This window comes from Owariibacterium komagatae (assembly GCF_045865535.1).
Lineage (GTDB): Bacteria > Bacillota > Clostridia > Oscillospirales > Ruminococcaceae > Ruthenibacterium > Ruthenibacterium komagatae.
In genome coordinates this window covers 416,685-436,081 of record NZ_AP031406.1, presented here as the reverse complement: position 1 = coordinate 436,081, position 19,397 = coordinate 416,685, and the positions used below count along the sequence as shown (strand labels likewise).

12 protein-coding genes, 4 tRNA genes, 3 rRNA genes and 1 other annotated feature are annotated in these 19,397 nt (G+C 49.1%); of the genes, 18 read left to right on the top strand and 1 reads right to left on the bottom strand.

All coding sequences use genetic code 11. The annotated features are described in order from the left end of the window. Window positions 1-6: 6 nt before the first annotated feature. The 16 genes from spoIVA to fsa all read left to right on the top strand — a co-directional run bounded on the left by spoIVA (window position 7) and on the right by fsa (window position 15,327). Window positions 7-1,482: a stage IV sporulation protein A gene (gene spoIVA / locus ACKTS9_RS02260; protein WP_407878718.1), complete on the top strand. Its 1,476-nt coding sequence runs from the start codon at window positions 7-9 to the stop codon at window positions 1,480-1,482. Window positions 1,483-1,521: 39 nt separating this feature from the next. Continuing rightward, window positions 1,522-1,732: a binding site (T-box leader), on the top strand. A 46-nt stretch (window positions 1,733-1,778) separates the two neighbouring features. Continuing rightward, entirely contained in the window at window positions 1,779-2,825 is a 1,047-nt protein-coding gene (locus ACKTS9_RS02255) for an acyltransferase (protein ID WP_349215412.1), read from the top strand. Next, a complete protein-coding gene (locus ACKTS9_RS02250; RefSeq protein ID WP_407878715.1) occupies window positions 2,822-5,443 on the top strand; it encodes a valine--tRNA ligase in 2,622 nt (873 codons plus the stop codon). The genes ACKTS9_RS02255 and ACKTS9_RS02250 overlap by 4 nt, the downstream gene beginning before the upstream one ends. Window positions 5,444-5,506: 63 nt before the next feature. Continuing rightward, window positions 5,507-6,778 carry a bifunctional folylpolyglutamate synthase/dihydrofolate synthase gene (locus ACKTS9_RS02245; protein ID WP_407878713.1) on the top strand — a complete coding sequence of 424 codons (1,272 nt, stop codon included), beginning with the start codon at window positions 5,507-5,509 and terminating at the stop codon, window positions 6,776-6,778. Between the two features lie 92 nt (window positions 6,779-6,870). Then, window positions 6,871-7,170, top strand: a complete 300-nt coding sequence (locus tag ACKTS9_RS02240) for an anti-sigma factor antagonist (protein WP_349215415.1) — start codon at window positions 6,871-6,873, stop codon at window positions 7,168-7,170. Window positions 7,171-7,183: 13 nt separating this feature from the next. Further along, window positions 7,184-7,612, top strand: a complete 429-nt coding sequence (gene spoIIAB / locus ACKTS9_RS02235) for an anti-sigma F factor (RefSeq protein WP_349215416.1) — start codon at window positions 7,184-7,186, stop codon at window positions 7,610-7,612. A gap of 32 nt (window positions 7,613-7,644) precedes the next feature. Beyond that, a complete protein-coding gene (locus ACKTS9_RS02230) occupies window positions 7,645-8,316 on the top strand; it encodes a sigma-70 family RNA polymerase sigma factor (RefSeq protein WP_349215417.1) in 672 nt (223 codons plus the stop codon). Between the two features lie 405 nt (window positions 8,317-8,721). Further along, a 16S ribosomal RNA gene (locus ACKTS9_RS02225) occupies window positions 8,722-10,249 on the top strand. Window positions 10,250-10,377: 128 nt separating this feature from the next. Next, window positions 10,378-10,453 (top strand) — tRNA-Ala (locus ACKTS9_RS02220). A 5-nt stretch (window positions 10,454-10,458) separates the two neighbouring features. Next, window positions 10,459-10,535: transfer RNA gene (locus tag ACKTS9_RS02215), tRNA-Ile, on the top strand. A 156-nt stretch (window positions 10,536-10,691) separates the two neighbouring features. Then, a 23S ribosomal RNA gene (locus ACKTS9_RS02210) occupies window positions 10,692-13,516 on the top strand. A 118-nt stretch (window positions 13,517-13,634) separates the two neighbouring features. Then, window positions 13,635-13,751 (top strand): 5S ribosomal RNA (rrf, locus tag ACKTS9_RS02205). Together the 16S, 23S and 5S rRNA genes with 4 tRNA genes alongside form the textbook arrangement of a ribosomal RNA operon. Before the next feature lie 14 nt (window positions 13,752-13,765). Continuing rightward, window positions 13,766-13,840: transfer RNA gene (locus tag ACKTS9_RS02200), tRNA-Glu, on the top strand. A 6-nt stretch (window positions 13,841-13,846) separates the two neighbouring features. Further along, window positions 13,847-13,922, top strand: a tRNA-Asn gene (locus ACKTS9_RS02195). Window positions 13,923-14,135: 213 nt separating this feature from the next. Continuing rightward, window positions 14,136-14,420 carry a hypothetical protein gene (locus ACKTS9_RS02190; protein WP_349214256.1) on the top strand — a complete coding sequence of 95 codons (285 nt, stop codon included), beginning with the start codon at window positions 14,136-14,138 and terminating at the stop codon, window positions 14,418-14,420. Window positions 14,421-14,673: 253 nt separating this feature from the next. Continuing rightward, entirely contained in the window at window positions 14,674-15,327 is a 654-nt protein-coding gene (fsa, locus tag ACKTS9_RS02185; RefSeq protein WP_349214257.1) for a fructose-6-phosphate aldolase, read from the top strand. A 175-nt stretch (window positions 15,328-15,502) separates the two neighbouring features. Here fsa and rocF read toward each other — a convergent pair whose 3' ends face one another. Further along, the gene (gene rocF, locus ACKTS9_RS02180; protein ID WP_349214259.1) at window positions 15,503-16,393 is read right to left on the bottom strand and encodes an arginase; all 891 of its coding nucleotides are present in this window, start codon (window positions 16,391-16,393) and stop codon (window positions 15,503-15,505) included. Between the two features lie 165 nt (window positions 16,394-16,558). On the opposite strand from rocF, the gene ACKTS9_RS02175 reads away from it, so the two are divergent. Beyond that, a complete protein-coding gene (locus tag ACKTS9_RS02175) occupies window positions 16,559-19,087 on the top strand; it encodes a heavy metal translocating P-type ATPase (protein ID WP_407882060.1) in 2,529 nt (842 codons plus the stop codon). After that, the gene (locus ACKTS9_RS02170) at window positions 19,087-19,350 is read left to right on the top strand and encodes a metal-sensing transcriptional repressor (protein ID WP_349214261.1); all 264 of its coding nucleotides are present in this window, start codon (window positions 19,087-19,089) and stop codon (window positions 19,348-19,350) included. The genes ACKTS9_RS02175 and ACKTS9_RS02170 overlap by 1 nt, the downstream gene beginning before the upstream one ends. Window positions 19,351-19,397 lie beyond the last annotated feature (47 nt).

The window sequence follows — 19,397 nt, the reverse complement described above, 5'->3', positions numbered from 1 at the left end:
AAGGAGATGTTTCATTCGGATATTTACATGGATATCGCTCAACGGACGGGTGGAGACATTTACATTGGTGTGGTGGGGCCCGTGCGCACCGGTAAAAGCACGTTCATCAAACGGTTTATGGAGTTGATGGTGCTGCCGGAAATTCAAAACGACGCGTTTGCGCAGCGGGCAAGAGACGAACTCCCTCAGTCGGCAGCCGGCCGAACGATTATGACGACCGAGCCCAAATTTGTTCCGGAACAGGCGGTGTCTATTGACCTTGACAACGGCGTGACCTTCCGAACCCGCTTGATCGATTGTGTAGGATATATGGTTGCAGGCGCCATGGGCCATGAGGAAGATGAGAAGCCGCGCATGGTAAAAAGTCCCTGGTTTGAAGAGGAAGTACCTTTTGATGTGGCTGCAGAGACAGGGACGAGAAAGGTAATTTGCGAGCATTCCACCATCGGCCTGGTGATTACTACAGACGGAACGATCAGCGATATTCCCAGAGCGGAATATGAGCAAGCGGAACAGCGGGTGATTGCAGAGCTGGATGCAATTCAAAAGCCCTATGTGATCCTGTTGAACTGCGTGGCTCCGGAATCACCGGAAAGCAGGGATTTGGCTGCAGCCATGAGCGCTAAATACGGGCGCCCGGTTTTGCCGGTGAGCTGTGTGGATCTGACAGTGGAAGATATCACGGAGATTTTGAAACAGGTGCTGTTTGAGTTTCCCATGAAAGAGATCGCGTTTGCAATGCCCCGTTGGGTGACAGCGTTGGAGCCGGGTCATTGGCTTCAGGATTCCGTCTATAAAGCGGTTCAGCAGTACGCAGAGGGAATCTCTATCATGAAGGATGCGATTCAGCCGGGAAATCCGGTTCAATGCGAATACATCAAGGGCGGGCATCTGCGTTCTCTGGATATGGGCACCGGCTGTGTAGTCATGGAGCTCAATCTGCAGGAGGATATCTTTTACAAAATCCTTAGCGAAGAAACCGGTTTGGATGTGTTTGATGAAGCAAGCCTGATGCCCTGTATTGTCAATCTGGCGAATATTCGTCGCAAGTATGAAAAAATCGAAAGTGCGCTGGAAGAAGTCAATGCGACGGGATACGGGATTGTACTGCCGTCCATGGATGAATTGCGGCTGGAGGAGCCAGAGATTATGCGGCAGGGGGGACGCTACGGCGTGCGCCTGCGCGCAAGCGCACCGTCTATTCACATGATGCGGGCGGATATCGCCACAGAGGTGGCGCCCATTGTGGGTACGGAAAAGCAGTCAGAAGAGCTGGTGACCAGTCTTTTATCTGATTTTGAAGCCGAGCCTTTGAAAATCTGGCAGAGCAATATCTTTGGAAAAAGCCTGCATGAGCTGGTCAATGAAGGGTTGCAGAACAAGCTGCTCAACATGCCTCCGGAAGCCAGGCAGCGCATTCAGCAAACATTGGAGCGCGTGATCAACGAAGGCTGTTCGGGCCTGATCTGCATCATTCTCTGACGCTTGACAAACCGAAGCGAACACAGTATTCTTATATACATAAATGCTGTGAAAAAGAGGTTGCTTTTGCATCGGTGCCTTTACAAGAGAGCCGGGCGGGTGGAAACCGGCAGACACGCGAAAGCATGGTCGCTTTGGAGCAGAAACGGTGAACTTTGCACAGCCGTTTTCGTATCTCTGCGTTAAAGGGTTTGAGTGGGCTTATACAAAGCCAAAATGGGTGGTACCGCGGTTTTCAGCCGTCCCATGTGATTTTTCACATGGGACGGCTTTTATTTTTAAAAAGGGGGCATGGCATGCAGCAGAAGGAGCGGTTTGGCTGGCTGGACATTATGAAACTGATCGGCGTCTATTTCGTTTACCTCGCGCACACAGACGGAATGGGACGTTTTGGCATATTGGCGCAGAATACTGCACTGGGGATTTTATTCTTTGCATCCGGCTTTTCTGCCGGCAGAAGAAAGGACAAGCCCTTGGGCGCGTTTGTGGCAGAAAAAGCCAAACGAATCTTGATTCCCTATTTTGCGTTCAGTTTTTTGGCACTGGCGCTGAAAGCCTTCGTGCTGGAGCTTCCCCAAGGGGAAATCATTGATATTGTACGTCGGATTTTCCGCGCAATGCGAAACGACGTGGCGTTTCCGGCTTTGTGGTTCTTGCCGTGCCTGTTCCTGATGAGCATTTATTATCAGGTTTTGATGAAGTGGATTCGAAAAAAGCCGCTGCTGCTTGCGGCAAGCCTTTTGATTTCGTGCCTGGTCAAGTTTACCAACGAAGGACCGTATCTGCCTTGGGGCATCGAACTGGCGGGCCGTTTTCTGATTTATTATTCTTTGGGCGACTGTGCCAGCGTGTGCTATCAAAAATGGAGGCAGACCAGTCCGCGTCTTTGGCTGAAAATTCTTCTCGGCGGATTGACACTAGTCAATTTTTATGTTTTCTATACGGATTTCTACTTTGGAAGAGGGTATTTCCCGAGTCTGTTCGGAATAGAAGAGATGAGTTTCAATCTGTCTGCGGTCATGACGTTTTTACTGGAGATCAATGGGATCTGGTGTGCCATGGCGGTTGCGCTGGTGCTTCAGGCAGTGCCGGGCCTGTGCCGGGCCGGACGGCATACTCTGGCGTTCTGCGGTGCGGAGAGCATCGTGAAGTTGCTGGTTCCGCTGGCGTTTGAGGCGCTGGGCTTTTCGCTTACCGAAACAGGCGGCGCGGCAATGCTTTTGCAGGAAGTGTTTATGATGCTTGCTGCGTATTATCTGATTGCTTTGCCTGCATCACGGTATTTCCCGTGGATGCTTGGAACTTTTGAAACCAAGAGGAAGGATGAGAGGACATCAGTATGAGACAGCTTGATAAAATCTATGATCCGGGTTCTGTGGAAGATCGTCTGTATTCCAAATGGGTGGACAGCGGTTATTTCCACACCCAGCGTGATCCCGAAAAGAAACCGTATACCATTGTAATGCCGCCGCCCAACATTACAGGACAGCTGCATATGGGGCACGCGATGGACGAGACTTGGCAGGATATTCTGATTCGTTACAAACGGATGCAGGGATATGCCGCGCTGTGGGTGCCCGGTACCGACCATGCGTCGATTGCCACAGAAGCGAAAATCGTGGCGAAAATGAAAGAAGAAGGCCTGACCAAGCAGGACCTCGGCCGCGAAAAGTTTTTGGAGCGCGCCTGGGACTGGAAAAAGCAGTATGGCGGACGCATTGTGGAACAGTTGAAGAAACTCGGATGTTCCTGCGACTGGAAGCGGGAACGCTTTACGATGGATGAAGGTTGCTCACGTGCGGTTCTGAAGGTCTTTAAAAAGCTGTACGACGAGGGCCTGATTTATCGCGGAGAGCGCATTATCAACTGGTGCCCGCACTGCAAGACCTCCATTTCGGATGCAGAGGTGGAGTATGAAGATCAGCAGAGCTTTTTCTGGCATCTGAAATATCCGATTGTGGGAACCGACGAGTACTTGGAACTGGCGACCACGCGCCCGGAGACGATGCTGGGTGATACTGCGGTGGCGGTGCATCCCGATGACGAACGCTACCGCCATCTGCATGGCAAAAAGGTTATTTTGCCGTTGGTCAACAAGGAAATCCCCATTGTTTGCGATGAATACGTAGATATGGAATTTGGAACAGGCGTTGTAAAAATTACGCCTGCACACGACCCGAACGACTTTGAAGTGGGCCGTCGGCATAATCTGCCGATCATTAAGGTGTTGACGGATGACGCGCATATGACCGATGATTGCGGAAAATATGCCGGAATGGATCGTTATGAGGCACGTAAGGCCATCGTAGCCGATTTGGAAGCGGGCGGTTATCTGGCGTCCATTGAGCCGCATCCCCATAACGTGGGAACGTGCTATCGCTGCGGAACCACGGTGGAGCCCATGGTGTCCAAGCAGTGGTTTGTGAAGATGGTGCCTCTGGCAGGTCCTGCAATCGAAGCAGTGCGGGATGGTCGCATCAAATTTGTGCCCGAGCGTTTTGACAAGAACTATTATTTCTGGATGGAGAATACCCGTGACTGGTGCATCAGCCGTCAGCTGTGGTGGGGCCATCGGATTCCGGCCTACTACTGCGATGACTGCGGGGAAATCACGGTTTCTGCGGAACCGCTGACAGTCTGCCCGAAGTGCGGCAAGCCGGTTCATCAGGATGAAGATACGCTGGACACCTGGTTCTCTTCCGCACTGTGGCCGTTTTCCACCCTGGGGTGGCCGGAAGAAACGGAAGATTTGAAATATTTCTATCCGACCAATACACTGGTCACCGGATACGACATTATTACGTTCTGGGTCAGCCGCATGATTTTCTCCGGATTGACGTATACCGATCAGGTTCCGTTCAATACGGTCCTCATTCACGGCCTTGTTCGTGATGCGCAGGGACGAAAAATGTCCAAAAGTCTGGGCAACGGCATTGATCCGCTGGAGGTCATCAAAGATTACGGCGCAGATGCATTGCGTCTGACGCTGGTGCTTGGCTCCACTCCGGGCAACGATATGCGGTTCTCGGACGAAAAGGTGAAAGCGAGCCGCAACTTCGCCAATAAGCTTTGGAATGCTGCGCGCTTTGTAATGATGAATCTGCCCGAAGATTTCCAGCCGGGTGATCCCGCTACGCTGACCATGGCGGACAAATGGATCTTGTCCCGCTTTAATACGCTGGTCAAAAACGTGTCGGAAAATCTGGATAAGTTTGAACTGGGTCTCGCAGCTCAAAAAGTGCAGGATTTCATTTGGGATGTTTATTGCGATTGGTACATCGAGATCGCCAAGCTGCGCTTGAACTCGGAAGACGAGCAGGAGGCAGATTCCGCACGCAAATTGCTCGTGAGCATTCTGGTAGGGGCTTTGAAGCTGCTGCATCCGTTTATGCCCTTTATCACAGAAGAGATTTATACAGCGCTGCCTGGCACCGGGGAAACTCTGGTGACAGAGAGCTGGCCGGTGTACGATGAGGCGCAGTGCTATGCGGCTGAGGAACAGAGCTTTGAAAAAGTGATGGATTTGATCAAGGCGGTTCGCGCAGTGCGCAATGATATGGGCGTGCACCCCACAAAGCGTACGACGATGATCATCGAAACGACGGATGCGGCTCCTTTTGAAGCAGGAAAGAGCTATCTTGCAAAATTCGCTTTTGCAAACGAAGTCCACTTTACGCCTGCGTATGAGGGTGAGACCAAAGGTGTCGTTCAGGTCGTTACACATGCCGCACGTGCGTTTATTCCCATGATGGAACTGATTGACCGCGAGAAAGAGCTGGCGCGTTTGAATAAGGAAAAGGCGCAGTGTGAAAAAGATCTGGCTTCTCTCCAGGCGAAACTGTCCAATGAGGGATTTGTCAGCAAGGCTCCTGAAAAAGTGGTCAACGACATCCGTGCAAAACATGCTGCCGCTGTGGACAAGCTGGCAAAAATTGAAGAGTCTTTGAAGGCTTTGGCGTAAAAAGAAGAAAGGGCAGTCCCTCTGGCTGCCCTTTCCGGCTTTGCGCTCGCAGGAGGGTATAAGATGGATTATTTACAGGCGGTGGAATGGGTGCATGGGCTCCCGCGGATTGCAGGACATTGCGGAGTAGAAAATACCGGACTTCTTCTGGAAAAACTGGGCCATCCGGAAAAAGATTTGCGCTTTATTCATGTGGCAGGAACCAACGGGAAGGGCAGTGTTACAGTGATGCTGGCCAGTGTTTTAAAAGAAGCAGGGTATAAAGTGGGCTGCAATATCAGTCCCTATGTTTTGGACTTTCGGGAGCGCTTTCTGCTCAATGGCGAAATGATCCCAGAAGAAGTTCTGGCGCGGCATCTGACCCGGGTTCGTGAAGCAATGGAAGAACTGCAGGCAGAGGGCTGGGACAGCATCGTGGAGTTTGATGCGGTCACCACGGCAGCTCTTTTGTGGTATGCGGAAGAGAAGTGCGATATTGTCTGCCTGGAGACAGGTTTGGGCGGTCGTCTGGATTCCACCAATGCGGTTCAAAATACGCTGGTGGCGTGCATTACGGCAATTGGAAAAGACCACACGGAATTGCTGGGAGATACCTACGAAAAAATTGCCTTTGAAAAGTGCGGCATTTTAAAAAATCATTGCGCAGTGGTCGTTTATCCGGTTCAGCCGCAAGAGGCGATGGATGAAATTGTGGTCCGGGCGCAAAGGGCGAATTGCTCGCAAATGGTTGTGCCGGAATTGCAGGATTTTTATTTCTACAAAGGGCGTCCTTTTGAAAATCGGATTAACTACGGCGGATATGACTTGCAGATACCGTTCCCGGGAAAACACCAGGCTTACAATGCATCGGTAGTGGTGGAAGCGGCAATAGCCCTTACAGACAAAGGGCTGGATGTTCCAGATGATGCGATAATCGAGGGAATCAGAAAGGCGCGGTTCCCCGCCAGAATTGAGATTCTGGCGCAAAACCCGTTGATCATTCTTGATGGCGCGCATAATGTGGACGGGGCAAAGGCTTTGGCGGATACGCTTCATACTGCGAAGGTGCAGGATCTGACAGCTGTGATAGGCATTCTGGATGGAAAAGGTGCAGATCAGATGCTGCAGATTTTGAGCCCGTATATTCGAAAGCTGTATACGGTTACTCCCGACAGTCCCAGAGCGATTACAGCGCAGCAGCTGGCAGAGATTGCTCGAAGGTTCTATTCAGATGTGACGCCGGTTTCTACGGTGCCGCAGGCTTTACAGATGGCGCGGTCGGAAATGGAGAATGGTCTGCTGGTATGCGGAAGCCTTTATCTTGCTTCGGAAGCAAGAAAAGTTTTTGTGCGCTGAACGACGCTTTTTAACAAAAAATATAAGGCATATTGCGTATGCTTAATGCATAGGCGATATGCCTTTTTCTTTTGTCAAAGGAGCTTTGTATTATGACACAGGTAATCATCTGCGAAGACGGCGAAAACATGACGGCGCTGCTGTCTGGAGAGATTGACCATCACTGGGCTGCCATTTTGCGTGAGCAGATCGACGAACGGGTGCGGGCGGCATCCCCGAAGACTTTGACCCTGGATTTTTCGGGCGTGACTTTTATGGATTCTTCAGGAATCGGTCTGATTTTAGGACGTCATCGCTTGATTAATTCTCTGGGCGGCATCGTAGTTGTTCAAAAAGCACCCCGAGAGATTCAGCGAATGCTTTCACTCGCGGGAATCGAATCAAAAGAATGAGAGGTACAGGGATATGAAACCAATCAATACTGTAAAATTTACTTTCCCGAGCCGTAGCGTCAATGAGGGGTTTGCGCGCAGCGCGGTAGCTGCTTTTGCTGCACAGGCCGACCCTACACTGGATCAGCTGGCAGATATCAAAACGGCTGTTTCGGAGGCTGTGACCAATTGTATCGTTCACGCCTATCGCGACACCATTGGGCTGATCACCGTGACGGTCTCTTTTTATGAAGAAAATGAACTGCGCATTATTGTTGCGGATAAAGGGTGCGGTATTGAAGATGTGCAGCAGGCAATGCAGCCGTTGTTTACCACAGGCGGAGAGGAGCGTGCCGGGCTTGGATTTGCAGTTATGGAAAGTTTTATGGATCAAATCAAAGTGAGTTCAAAACCGGGCAGAGGAACGCGTGTAACGTTGGTGAAAAAACTGGGCTCCCGCTAAAAAGGTACATAACTAGGGAAAGCGGGGATTCTATGCCAGTTACAGTTGGAACACGGGCGGAGTTTATTGAAAACAATCTTGGATTGGTGCATTCCTGTGCAGGGCGTTTTAAGGGGCGCGGTATTGAGTACGATGATTTGTACGCGGCCGGATGCATGGGGCTGATTAAGGCATATGACGGTTTTGACGAGAGCAGAGGACTTTGTTTTTCTACGTATGCTGTGCCAGTTATTCTGGGGGAGATCAAAAAGCTGTTTCGAGATGGCGGTTCAGTAAAAGTCAGCCGTTCTTTGAAAGAATTGGGGATTAAAGTAAATGCCGTTCGCGAAAAGTGTTTGAAGCAAACCGGGCAGGAACCGACAGTATCAGAAATTGCAAAACGATTGGATGTCACACCGGAACAAGTGGCAGATGCCATGAGTGCCTCTCTGCCGGCGCTTTCTCTTACACCCGTAACAGATGAGGACGGTAATAAAGAGTTTGACATTCCGCAAGAGAGCTGTGAGGAAGTGCTGACAGACAAACTCAGTTTAAAGAGTGTGTTAAACACACTTACAAAGGAAGAAAGAATGTTGATCTACCTTCGCTTTTTCCAAAACAAAACCCAAAGCGAAACGGCAAAAGTACTTGGCACAACACAGGTGCAAATCTCACGAAGAGAACGAAAACTTCTGCAGAGAATGCGCGAAAAACTTTTAGAATAAATTTAAAAATTCATATTGACATTCTTCGACAACGGTGGTAATATATAAAAACCGTCACAGATGTAGACGGGTACGAAAGAGCGAAAAGCCGACCGAAAAGAGCACGAAAAAAGTTCTTGACAAAAGGGCAAGAGAGTGCTAAAATAGGAAAGCTGCTCCGAAGAGACGGCTCAAAAAAATATCGAAAAAAGTTCTTGACAAACGGAACTGAATGAGATATAATAAATGAGCTGTCCGAGAGGACGCTAAGGACCTTGAAAATTAAACAATATCAAGAAGCTTAACGGAACCCTAGAACGTGAAAAACGTTCACAAAAAACATTTCCTTTAAGTAATTTAGGACGCAAGCGATTGCGGACTGGATGCTAAGATTTAGATTCAGCATTAAGCTGGTTTAAATACCATTTAATGAAGAGTTTGATCCTGGCTCAGGACGAACGCTGGCGGCGCGCCTAACACATGCAAGTCGAACGGAGCTATTTCGATAGATCTCTTCGGAGTGACATTGGCTTAGCTTAGTGGCGAACGGGTGAGTAACACGTGAGGAACCTGCCTTTCAGAGGGGGACAACAGTTGGAAACGACTGCTAATACCGCATAAGACCACGATACGGCATCGTATTGAGGTCAAAGGAGCAATCCGCTGAAAGATGGCCTCGCGTCCGATTAGCTAGATGGTGAGGTAACGGCCCACCATGGCGACGATCGGTAGCCGGACTGAGAGGTTGATCGGCCACATTGGGACTGAGACACGGCCCAGACTCCTACGGGAGGCAGCAGTGGGGAATATTGCACAATGGAGGAAACTCTGATGCAGCGACGCCGCGTGAGGGAAGAAGGTCTTCGGATTGTAAACCTCTGTTGTCAGGGACGATAATGACGGTACCTGACGAGGAAGCCACGGCTAACTACGTGCCAGCAGCCGCGGTAAAACGTAGGTGGCAAGCGTTGTCCGGAATTACTGGGTGTAAAGGGAGCGCAGGCGGATTTGCAAGTTGGAAGTGAAACTCATGGGCTCAACCCATGAACTGCTTTCAAAACTGCAGATCTTGAGTGGTGTAGAGGTAGGCGGAATTCCCGGTGTAGCGGTGGAATGCGTAGATATCGGGAGGAACACCAGTGGCGAAGGCGGCCTACTGGGCACTAACTGACGCTGAGGCTCGAAAGCATGGGTAGCAAACAGGATTAGATACCCTGGTAGTCCATGCTGTAAACGATGATTACTAGGTGTGGGTGGATTGACCCCATCCGTGCCGCAGTTAACACAATAAGTAATCCACCTGGGGAGTACGACCGCAAGGTTGAAACTCAAAGGAATTGACGGGGGCCCGCACAAGCAGTGGAGTATGTGGTTTAATTCGAAGCAACGCGAAGAACCTTACCAGGTCTTGACATCCGATGCATAGCTAAGAGATTAGTGAAGTCCTTCGGGACATCGAGACAGGTGGTGCATGGTTGTCGTCAGCTCGTGTCGTGAGATGTTGGGTTAAGTCCCGCAACGAGCGCAACCCTTATCGTTAGTTACTACGCAAGAGGACTCTAGCGAGACTGCCGTTGACAAAACGGAGGAAGGTGGGGATGACGTCAAATCATCATGCCCTTTATGACCTGGGCTACACACGTACTACAATGGCTATTAACAAAGAGAAGCGATACCGCGAGGTGGAGCAAACCTCACAAAAATAGTCTCAGTTCGGATCGCAGGCTGCAACCCGCCTGCGTGAAGCCGGAATTGCTAGTAATCGCGGATCAGCATGCCGCGGTGAATACGTTCCCGGGCCTTGTACACACCGCCCGTCACACCATGAGAGCCGGGGGGACCCGAAGTCGGTAGTCTAACCGCAAGGAGGACGCCGCCGAAGGTAAAACTGGTGATTGGGGTGAAGTCGTAACAAGGTAGCCGTATCGGAAGGTGCGGCTGGATCACCTCCTTTCTAAGGAGTCAGGCAGGATGTTCGGAAGAGCATTCTGGAACAGGGAAAGTTAAGCGGAAAGATATTGTTTAATTTTGAGGGCCCTTAAGGGAACTCAAGATAAAGAGCGTAACCGAACGCGAAAGCGTGGGGGTATAGCTCAGCTGGGAGAGCACCTGCTTTGCAAGCAGGGGGTCAGGAGTTCGAGCCTCCTTATCTCCACCAAAAATGGGCTCATAGCTCAGGTGGTTAGAGCGCGCGCCTGATAAGCGCGAGGTCGGTGGTTCGAGTCCACTTGAGCCCACCACTTCTTCTGAGAAGGAGAAGGAAGTTCAAACAGCGGAATGCACCTTGAAAACTGAACAAGAACTGCGAAGATTAGAGAAGACAAAAGATTGATAGAGAAATCTACAATTTCGAGAAAACTCTAGTTGGCAAATGGAAGAATCAAGACTGAGAAAACGGTCAAGCTAGAAAGGGCGCAGGGCGAATGCCTTGGCACTGGGAGCCGAAGAAAGACGTGGTAAGCTGCGAAAAGCTGCGGGGAGATGCAAACAATCTTTGATCCGCAGATTTCTGAATGGGGAAACCCACATGGAGTCATGTCCATGTAACATACACTGAATCCATAGGTGTATGTGGGGAACCGCCTGAACTGAAACATCTAAGTAGGGCGAGGAAGAGAAATCAACCGAGATTCCGTAAGTAGTGGCGAGCGAACGCGGAAGAGGCCAAACCGGTGGTAGAAATACTGCCGGGGTTATGGACTGCTTTTAGGACTTAATCTGTTACCTGAAGTGTGTGGGAAAGCACGCCAGAGAATGTGAGAGCCATGTAAGGGAAAACGGAGAGAGCTGCGCAGGATCCAGAGTACGGCCAGACACGTGAAACCTGGTCGGAAGTCGGGGGGACCACCCTCCAAGCCTAAATACTACCCAGTGACCGATAGCGTATAGTACTGTGAAGGAAAGGTGAAAAGCACCCCGGGAGGGGAGTGAAATAGAACCTGAAACCCTGTGCCTACAAGCACCGAGAGCACGTCAAAGTGTGATCGGGTACTTTTTGTAGAACGGTCCGGCGAGCGAATGTATGTAGCGAGGTTAAGGTGTTAAGCACTGGAGCCGCAGCGAGAGCGAGTCTGAATAGGGCGTTGAGTTGCATGCATTGGGCCCGAAACCGAGTGACCTACCCATGGTCAGGCTGAAGTGGAGGTAAAGCTCCATGGAGGGCCGAACCGACCTCCGTTGAAAAGGCGGCGGATGAACTGTGGGTAGCGGAGAAATTCCAATCGAACTCGGAGATAGCTGGTTCTCCCCGAAATAGTTTTAGGACTAGCCTCATGTTAGATTTCCGGAGGTAAAGCACTGAATGGCCTAGGGCCCGAGAGGGTACCGAAGCCTATCAAACTAAGAATGCCGGAAAATTGATGCATGGGAGTCAGACTGTGTGAGATAAGTCTCATAGTCAAAAGGGAAACAGCCCAGACCTACAGCTAAGGTCCCAAAGCAGGTTTAAGTGGAAAAGGATGTGGAGCTGCACAAACAGCCAGGATGTTGGCTTAGAAGCAGCCACTCATTTAAAGAGTGCGTAATAGCTCACTGGTCGAGTGGCTCTGCGCCGAAAATTCAACGGGGCTAAAATCTGCACCGAAGCTTAGGCAGCAGCAATGCTGGGTAGGGGAGCGTTGTGTACGAGGAGAAGCGGTAGCGCAAGCGGTCGTGGATTGTACACAAGTGAGAATGCCGGAATGAGTAGCGCGAATGATGTGAGAATCATCATGGCCGAAAGCCTCAGGTTTTTGGAGGAAGGTTCGTCCGCTCCAAGTTAGCCGGGAGCTAAGGTGAGGCCGAAAGGCGTAGCCGATGCACATACGGTAGAGATTCCGTAGCCACCGAAAGATTTAAGCAGGGGGACACTTTTGAAGTGTATGAGCCGGGTGTTGGTTCCCGGTCGAAAGCGAGCGAATGAGCGAAGTCGTGCATGGAGAGAGGCGAGAAAAGCCCTGTGTATATCTAAGGTGCCCGTACCGCAAACCGACACAGGTAGGTAGGAAGAAGATTCTAAGGCCAACGGGAGAAGGGTTGTTAAGGAACTCGGCAAGTTGACCCCGTAACTTCGGGAGAAGGGGTGCTCATGAAAGTGAGCCGCAGAGAATAGGCCCAAGCAACTGTTTAGCAAAAACACAGGTCTGTGCTAAATCGAAAGATGACGTATACGGGCTGACACCTGCCCGGTGCTGGAAGGTTAAGGGGACATGTGCAAGCATCGAACCGAAGCCCCAGTAAACGGCGGCCGTAACTATAACGGTCCTAAGGTAGCGAAATTCCTTGTCAGGTAAGTTCTGACCCGCACGAATGGTGTAATGATTTGGGCACTGTCTCAACAGCCCGCCCGGCGAAATTGTAGTACCGGTGAAGATGCCGGTTACCCGCGACAAGACGGAAAGACCCCATGGAGCTTTACTGTAGCCTAATATTGGGTTTCGGTATTACATGTACAGGATATGTGGGAGACTGGGAAGCAAGAGCGTCAGCTTTTGTGGAGTCGACCTTGGGATACCACACTTGTGATATTGGAATTCTAACCTGCAGCCCTGAATCGGGTTGGGGGACATTGTTAGGTGGGCAGTTTGACTGGGGCGGTCGCCTCCTAAAATGTAGCGGAGGCGTTCAAAGGTTGGCTCAGCTTGGACGGAAACCAAGCCAAAGAGTGCAAACGCAAAAGCCAGCCTAACTGCGAGACTGACGGGTCGAGCAGTAACGAAAGTTGGAGTTAGTGATCCGGTGGTATGTGAGTGGAAATGCCATCGCTCAACGGATAAAAGTTACCCTGGGGATAACAGGCTGATCTCCCCCAAGAGTCCACATCGACGGGGAGGTTTGGCACCTCGATGTCGGCTCATCGCATCCTGGGGCTGAATTCGGTCCCAAGGGTTTGGCTGTTCGCCAATTAAAGCGGTACGCGAGCTGGGTTCAGAACGTCGTGAGACAGTTCGGTCCCTATCTGTCGTGGGCGCAGGATATTTGATGGGATCTGTCCCTAGTACGAGAGGACCGGGATGGACGCACCTCTGGTGCACCAGTTGTCACGCCAGTGGCACAGCTGGGCAGCTATGTGCGGATCGGATAAACGCTGAAAGCATCTAAGCGTGAAGCCGGCCCAAAGATAAGATATCCCACTGAGTCAATCAGGTAAGACCCCTTGAAGACTACAAGGTTGATAGGCATGAAGTGTAAGCGTGGTGACACGTTCAGCTAGCATGTACTAATAGGTCGAGGGCTTGACCACATCTTAGATTGGTTCTGCATTTGCCAAAAGCAGTTGTTGTTCAGTTTTGAGGGTGAGTTCCTCAAGAGAGAAAAGAGAATACAAGGCTAGGCTAATAGCGTTGCTTTTAGTATTCATAGCCGGTGCCGATGACGCCAAGGTCCCACCTGTTCCCATTCCGAACACAGTAGTTAAGCTTGGTTGTGCCGAAGATACTTGGTTGGAGACGACCTGGAAAAATAGGTAGGTGCCGGCTCTTTTCTTTTATATGGCCCGTTGGTCAAGCGGTCAAGACGGCGGCCTCTCACGCCGCAAACGGGAGTTCGATTCTCCCACGGGTCACCATCATATTCCTCTTTAGCTCAGCCGGTAGAGCGGCGGACTGTTAATCCGTAGGTCGTTGGTTCGAGTCCAACAAGGGGAGCCAGGAGACATCCGGAACGTATTTTCGTTCCGGATGTCTTTTTTATTTCTATCTATGCTTTTACTCATTCCTCAGACACCTGCCAGATCGGCTTCTGGGGCAAGGTGCTGCGTTTATTTTACAGAATTTTGAATGTAATTTTTCTTCATTATGATAGATGCCACAAATGCATTTGTGGTATTCTGAATCCAAATGGATGGAGACAGGTGAGATATTATGCATATTACGCATTTGCATCCCGGCCTTAAATTGGATTTAGATAATGTTTACATACAAGTGGGAACTAAAAGCAACAGAACTTTTCATACAAAAGCACAGAAAGAAGCCAAGATTCGTGGAGGAAGTGTATTGGCCCTGGCAGGAGTTCTTCTTTTCTCACTGAGGGACGGCTCTTTCTCGTTTGTATGGCTGTTTGAACTTACTTCGATCATAATGCTACTTTGGGGATTGTGGCTCATCGTGAACACTTTAATAGAAATTTTATATTTTGAAGAATCTTGATTTTTTATAAAAAATAATACATCATAGCCTAAATGTGATATATTTATATGATGAATAATATTTTTTATTATAAATGCGAAACAACTTTTGCGCTATTGCCCAAAAAACAGCTGTTAATTTTGTGCGTTGTCCTACATTTTTAGGAATTAATTGACTTTTTTATTTAGGTTGATTATACTAACTTAGATGAAGGAAAAAACAGAAAAAGTAATCATACTTTTTCTGGCGAAATCAGGAAAGGAAGCGTTGAGCAATGAAGTTTTTTATTGATACCGCGAATGTTGAAGATATTCGCAAAGCCAATGACATGGGCGTTATTTGTGGCGTGACTACAAACCCCAGCCTGATTGCCAAAGAGGGCCGTGATTTTAATGAGGTTCTGAAAGAAATCACTTCGATTGTTGATGGACCGATCTCTGGCGAGGTCAAGGCTACGACGGTTGATGCTGAGGGCATGATTGCTGAGGGCCGTGAAATTGCAAAACTGCATCCCAACATGGTTGTTAAGATTCCTATGACGGTTGAAGGTCTGAAGGCTATTAAAGTTCTGAGCTCTGAAGGCATCAAAACGAACTGCACTCTGATTTTCTCCGCAAACCAGGCTTTGCTGGCAGCCCGTGCAGGCGCTACGTATGTTAGCCCCTTCCTGGGCCGTCTGGACGATATTTCTACTCCGGGCATTGATTTGATTCGTACCATTGCGGACATCTTTGATATCTATGGCTTTGAGACCGAAATTATCGCTGCTTCTGTGCGTAATCCGATTCATGTGACGGATTGTGCTCTGGCTGGTGCGGATATCGCTACGGTTCCCTACAAGGTCATCGAGCAGATGGTGAAGCATCCTCTGACTGATGCTGGCATTGAGAAGTTCCAGGCTGACTACAAAGCTGTTTTTGGCGAATAATTACTAGCATTTTGATCCCTCTGGTTTTTATACCAGAGGGATTTCTATTTTCCAAGAGTTAGCCAACAAGATGGAAATAAGTTGGTTCATCGCATGGAAAGTCGTTGTATATTTTTCAGTTTAAAAAAGAGGAGCGGTGAAATCGCTCCTCTTTTTTGTTGATCCGAAATTTGTTTTAAAATACCACTTTTCCCAATGCAGAAAGGATCAATTCAGACGCAAGGATGCCTGTTTTGTTACGAATATCCAAAATGGGATTCACTTCGACCATGTCCATCGAAAGCATTTTTCCGGTTTCGCTGATTGTTTCCACGGCCAAAAACGCTTCTCGAACGGTAAGGCCACTGTGCACGACCGTTCCGGTTCCGGGAGCAGCTTCCGGCGTGATTGCGTCAATGTCAAAGCTGAGATGGAAGCCAACTGTATCACGGCATGCAATATTGATAGCCTGCTCTATTACTTCACTCATACCAAGCTTATCGATTACATTGATGGGGAACACTGTGACGCCGGCTTTCTTCATGCGGATACGCTCTTCCGTATCAATATCGCGTCCACCGATCTGGACGCAGTGCTTGGGGTCAACAAAAACAGGACCTTGACCAAAATCGACCATCAAATTTGGACCCCAACCACATACGGCCGAAAAAGGCATTCCATGCATGTTTCCACTTTCTGTGCTGAATTCGTCATTCCAATCACCGTGAGCGTCAATCCAAATGATTCCAATTTGTTTGTAGTGTTTGGAGACAGCAGAAATGCTTCCCGCAGCAATACTGTGATCACCACCAAGAATGATGGGAAGCGCCCCGTTTTGAAGGCTTTCCATGGTCGAGAGATAGAGGCGCTGATTGATATCGACGACCTGTTGATAGTTGCGCAGTTTTTCCGAAGTTTCTCCGGAAGTTAAGCACAGGAGGTCCCCTTTATCTGTTAAATCATATCCAAGTGCGCGAATTCCCTCACAAACGCCGCCGTACCGTATGGCCGCAGGTCCCATGCTGACCCCTCGTTTTGAGGCTCCCAGATCCATCTGTACGCCGATCAATTCAATTTTTTTCTGCATGTTGTGTCACTCCTTTCTTAGGCTTGCGTTATGATGATTACTATACCACAGATAAGGTGTAATTTTCAAATCGTTGAAAAGAAAGGAGAGACTTGACAAATACTACAAACAGAGTATACTAATTATATACCCCCACCCCGTGGGGGTGGTGAGGTGAATGATGAAATGAAACAAAAATATGATGTGACAGGTATGACATGCTCTGCGTGCAGTGCGCACGTTGAAAAAGCAGCACGTGCAATTCCGGGAGTACGTGATGTTACGGTCAATTTGCTGACAAACAGCATGGTCATTGAGAGTGATACACAAATAGCAAACAGTGCGGTAATAGAAGCGGTATCTGCGGCAGGGTATGGCGCTATCCCGGTAGGAGAGACGAATGTACAGAAAAGGGAAAAAACGCCGCAGGGGAAAATTCAGCAGCAACTGGAAGAAATGAAAATGCGCCTTTTCATTTCGGCTGTTTTTTTGATTCCTTTGATGTATGTGTCAATGGGACATATGGTAGGGCTGCCACAATTTGGCTTTTTGATCGGTTATGAAAATTCAATTACCTTTGCAATGGTTCAGTTCCTTTTGACCTTACCGGTTGTGTATGTGAACCGGAAATATTATCAGGTAGGGTTTAAAACATTGTTTCATGGTGCTCCCAATATGGACAGCTTGATTGCAATTGGTTCGAGTGCGGCGTTGGTATACGGCGTTTTTGCAATTATGCGCATGGGATATGGGCTTGGCACAGATGACAGAGCTCTGGTTGAGCGTTACCATATGGACTTGTATTTTGAATCGGCTGCAATGATTTTGACGCTGATTACATTGGGCAAATACCTGGAGACGAAGAGCAAAGGTAAAACAGGACAGGCAATTGCACGCTTGATGGATCTTGCGCCCAAAACCGCTACTGTTGAGCGTGACGGAGTGGAACGGACCATTCCTGTAGAGCAACTTATGATCGGGGATATCGTTCTTGTAAAGCCGGGACAGAATGTTCCGGCAGACGGCGTCATTGTGGAGGGGAGTACCAGCGTAGATGAAGCCGCCATTACAGGAGAGAGCATTCCGATTGAAAAGACAGCAGGCAGCACGGTATTGTCTGCGACTTTAAATAAGACCGGCTTCTTTAAATTCCGGGCAACTAAGGTGGGGGATGATACCACTTTAGCACAGATCATTCGTTTGGTAGAAGATGCGAGCGCAAGCAAGGCACCAATTGCCAAGTTGGCCGATCGGATTGCAGGAATTTTTGTTCCGGTAGTTATATCGATCGCAGTACTGGCGGCGATTTTTTGGCTTTTGATGGGGCAAACAGCTGAGTTTTCAATTTCCGTTGGAATTGCAGTTCTGGTGGTTTCCTGTCCCTGCGCACTTGGACTTGCCACACCGGTTGCGATTATGGTGGGAACTGGAAAAGGTGCAGAGAATGGAATCCTGATTAAATCCGGAGAAGCTTTGCAAACGGCTCACAATATTCAGGAAGTTGTTTTGGATAAAACAGGAACGATTACAGAGGGAAAACCGGTTGTGACGGATGTCTTTCCTTTGGCAGAACTGTCGCAAACTGACTTTTTGTCGGCTGCGGCCAGCATTGAAGGGCGCAGTGAGCATCCTTTGGCTCAAGCGATTGTGGAGTATGCAAAAGGAAAAAATATAGCGCAGCTTCCCGTCAGTGAGTTTAAGGCGAATTTTGGCCGGGGCGTTTCTGCTTTCGTTGAAGGGGAACTATGGTATGCCGGAAACGAAAAAATGATGCGCGAACAAAAGGTTACACTTTCTGAAAATGCTGTGAGCACTTTGGAGAGATTGAGTGAAGAGGGAAAGACACCGCTGCTGTTTGCATCTGAACAAAAGGGGCTGATTGGAATAATCGCAGTAGCGGATACGATCAAGCCCACCAGCAAAGAAGCAATTTCCATGCTTGAGAAAATGGGCGTTGCTGTGACGATGCTCACAGGAGATAACCAGAAAACTGCGGCAGCGATTCAGCGGCAGCTGGGGATTCAACGAATTATAGCAGAAGTGCTTCCGCAGGAGAAGGAACAGCAAATTGCACGGCTTCAAAAAGACGGAAAAATTGTTGCAATGGTAGGAGACGGAATCAATGACGCACCTGCCCTGGCGCGTGCCGATGTGGGAATTGCGATTGGTGCAGGCACAGACGTAGCAATCGAGAGTGCAGATATTGTTTTGATGAAAAACGATTTGCGGGATGTAGCAACGGCAATTCGACTGTCAAAAGCAGTGATTCGCAATATCAAGGAAAATCTGTTTTGGGCCTTTTTCTACAACAGTATTGGCATTCCTTTGGCGGCAGGGCTTTTGTATCCGCTGTTCCAGGTGAAACTGAATCCCATGTTTGCAGCGGCAGCAATGAGCTTGTCCAGTGTATGTGTTGTGTCCAATGCGTTGAGGCTCAGACGATTTAAGGTTATGTACAGTACGCAAACCCCTGGTGCGGTACAGAATATAAAGGAGGAAGATTTTATGAAAACAGTTACACTTCAGATCGAAGGAATGATGTGCCCGCACTGTGTGGCGCATGTCACACAAGCATTGACAAAAATTCCGGGTGTCGACGCACAGGTGAGCCTGGAAAACAAAGAAGCGGTGTGCACATTGACACAGGATGTTTCCGTGCAGCAGTTGACCGATGCGGTGACGGAAGCAGGTTATTCTGTAACAGAGGTGAAGTGATGAAGGCAGATCCTCAAAAAGTCACACGGCTTTTAAAAACAGCTCGCGGACAACTGGATGGAATACTGGCGATGGTAGAGGAAAATCGCTATTGCATGGACATTTCCAACCAGATCCTTGCCACACAGTCGATTTTGTCCAAAGTAAATCGCGAGATTCTGAAAGCGCACATGAACGGGTGTGTGAAGGATGCATTTGAAAGTGGGAACGCAGAAGAAAAGATTGAAGAGATAACGGCGCTTTTGGAAAAATTGAGCCGCTAAAACAAAAACCTTCGGGGTCTTTCGATCCCGAAGGTTTTATATTTTGT

Excerpts from the sequence above, each read along its gene's own strand:
- spoIVA (WP_407878718.1), top strand. The coding sequence starts at position 7 with ATGTTTCATTCGGATATTTACATGGATATCGCTCAACGGACGGGTGGA.
- ACKTS9_RS02255 (WP_349215412.1), top strand. The coding sequence starts at position 1,779 with ATGCAGCAGAAGGAGCGGTTTGGCTGGCTGGACATTATGAAACTGATC.
- ACKTS9_RS02250 (WP_407878715.1), top strand. The coding sequence starts at position 2,822 with ATGAGACAGCTTGATAAAATCTATGATCCGGGTTCTGTGGAAGATCGT.
- ACKTS9_RS02245 (WP_407878713.1), top strand. The coding sequence starts at position 5,507 with ATGGATTATTTACAGGCGGTGGAATGGGTGCATGGGCTCCCGCGGATT.
- ACKTS9_RS02240 (WP_349215415.1), top strand. The coding sequence starts at position 6,871 with ATGACACAGGTAATCATCTGCGAAGACGGCGAAAACATGACGGCGCTG.
- spoIIAB (WP_349215416.1), top strand. The coding sequence starts at position 7,184 with ATGAAACCAATCAATACTGTAAAATTTACTTTCCCGAGCCGTAGCGTC.
- ACKTS9_RS02230 (WP_349215417.1), top strand. The coding sequence starts at position 7,645 with ATGCCAGTTACAGTTGGAACACGGGCGGAGTTTATTGAAAACAATCTT.
- ACKTS9_RS02190 (WP_349214256.1), top strand. The coding sequence starts at position 14,136 with ATGCATATTACGCATTTGCATCCCGGCCTTAAATTGGATTTAGATAAT.
- fsa (WP_349214257.1), top strand. The coding sequence starts at position 14,674 with ATGAAGTTTTTTATTGATACCGCGAATGTTGAAGATATTCGCAAAGCC.
- rocF (WP_349214259.1), bottom strand. The coding sequence starts at position 16,393 with ATGCAGAAAAAAATTGAATTGATCGGCGTACAGATGGATCTGGGAGCC.
- ACKTS9_RS02175 (WP_407882060.1), top strand. The coding sequence starts at position 16,559 with ATGAAACAAAAATATGATGTGACAGGTATGACATGCTCTGCGTGCAGT.
- ACKTS9_RS02170 (WP_349214261.1), top strand. The coding sequence starts at position 19,087 with ATGAAGGCAGATCCTCAAAAAGTCACACGGCTTTTAAAAACAGCTCGC.